This window comes from Myxococcus llanfairpwllgwyngyllgogerychwyrndrobwllllantysiliogogogochensis (genome assembly GCF_006636215.1).
GTDB lineage: Bacteria > Myxococcota > Myxococcia > Myxococcales > Myxococcaceae > Myxococcus > Myxococcus llanfairpwllgwyngyllgogerychwyrndrobwllllantysiliogogogochensis.
The window spans coordinates 1-428 of record NZ_VIFM01000828.1 but is presented as its reverse complement, the minus strand read 5'-3'; the positions used below and the strand labels follow the sequence as shown (position 1 = coordinate 428).

Here is a 428-nt window from a genome sequence, read left to right as displayed (position 1 = left end):
GTATTTCACTTCCGCGTCTTTATGGATGATGACTTCAACGACCGCGGCATGCAGCTGATAGCTGTCGCGCACCGGCGCCGAGCAGCCTTCAATATAGCTGACGTAGCTGCCTTCATCGGCCACCAGAATGGTGCGTTCAAACTGCCCGGTCTTTTCGGCGTTGATGCGGAAATAGGTCGACAGCTCCATCGGGCAGCGGACGCCCTTCGGCACATAGATAAAGGTGCCGTCCGAAGCCACTGCGGCGTTCAGCGCGGCAAAGAAGTTGTCATTCCCCGGCACTACGGTGCCCAGATACTTTTTCACCAGTTCCGGATGGTCGTGGATCGCCTCGCCGAAAGAACAGAAGATGATCCCCTGCTCGGCCAGCTTTTCTCGGTAGGTGGTCGCCACCGACACCGAGTCAAATATCGCGTCCACCGCCACCT

1 protein-coding gene is annotated in these 428 nt (G+C 57.7%); it reads right to left on the bottom strand.

Features of this window, described 5'->3' with window-relative positions; all coding sequences use genetic code 11:
- Positions 1-428 (bottom strand): SufD family Fe-S cluster assembly protein (locus tag FJV41_RS55985; RefSeq protein ID WP_438616799.1); only part of this gene is annotated, 428 nt, incomplete at both ends.